This window comes from Streptomyces sp. NPDC030143, assembly GCF_055573695.1.
On sequence record NZ_JBVIAY010000061.1, the window covers coordinates 1 to 1373 of the forward strand.

Genomic DNA, 1373 nt, shown 5'->3' on the forward strand with positions numbered 1-1373 from the left:
AACAGGTCCGTCGCGAACTCCACCGATCCCCGGACGCCGGCGGGGCGTCCCTCCGCCGTCGTGCGCTCCTCGACGTCGAAGGACAGGTCGAACTTGGCCGACTCCGCCTGCAGAACGTGCGGTTCCACCACCAGGCCCGGCAGGTCCACCCGGGGGTCATTGCCCTGGAAGGTGAGCATGACCTGGTACAGCGGGTGGTGCGACAGCGAACGGGACGGGTTGACGATCTCCACCAGCCGCTCGAAGGGCACGTCCTGGTGGGCGTAGGCGGCGAGGTTCGACTCCCGCACACGGCTCAGGAGTTCCGTGAACGACGGGTCGCCGGAGGTGTCCGTCCGCAGCACGAGGGTGTTGATGAAGAACCCGACGAGGTCGTCCAGCGCGTCGTCCGTCCGGCCCGCGACGGCCGTGCCGACGGGAATGTCGGTCCCGGCGCCGAGCCGGGTGAGCAGGGCGGCGATGGCGGACTGCACCACCATGAAGACCGTCGACTGGTGCTCACGGGCGAGCCGGACGATCGCCTCGTGCAGCTCCGCGTCCCAGGTGAACGGAAGCGTCTCGCCCCGGTGGCTGGCCTCGGCCGGACGCGGCCGGTCCGTCGGCAGCTCCAACTGCTCCGGCAGCCCGGCCAGCGCCGTGCGCCAGTGGTCGATCTGCCGGGAGATCACGCTGTCGGGGTCGGTCTCGTCACCGAGCACCTCCCGCTGCCACAGCGCGTAGTCGGCGTACTGCACCGGCAGCGGCTGCCACTCCGGGGCCCGCCCCGAACGGCGGGCCGTGTACGCCACCGACAGGTCACCGACCAGCGGCGCCAACGACCCGCCGTCGCTCACGATGTGATGGGTGAGCAGCAGGAGGAGGTGCTCGTCCCGGCCCGTGACGAAGATCCAGGCCCGCAGCGGCAGGTCCCGGGTCAGGTCGAAGGTGTGGTGGGTGGCCTCGGCGACCGCCCGCTCCACCTGGTCGGCGTCCACGGCCCGGACCTCGACCACGGGACGGGCAGCCTCGCCCTCCAGCAGCAGCTGGTACGGGGTGCCGTCGCCCTTCGGGAAGGCGGTGCGGAGACTCTCGTGCCGCGCGACCAGGTCCTCGACCGCCGCGCGCAGCGCCGCCACGTCCAGCGCGCCCGAGAGGCGGAGCGCCAACGGCACGTTGTAGGTGGCGCTGGGGCCTTCCAGCTGGTGCAGGAACCACAGACGCTGCTGGGCCGGGGACAGGGGGACGCGGTCGGGGCGCCGCATGGGCGCCAGCGGGGCGTGCGCGCCGGCCTCCGAACCGAGACGTGCGGCGAGTGCGGCGACGGTGGGTGCTTCGAAGAGGTCGCGGACGGTGAGGTGGGTGCCGAGGGTGGTGCGGATGCGGCTGGTGAGTCG

General features: G+C 72.5%; 1 protein-coding gene. It reads right to left on the bottom strand.

Features of this window, described 5'->3' with window-relative positions:
• A partial coding sequence (locus ACZ4YY_RS37455; RefSeq protein ID WP_468299871.1) for a condensation domain-containing protein occupies positions 1-1373 on the bottom strand: 1373 nt, incomplete at both ends.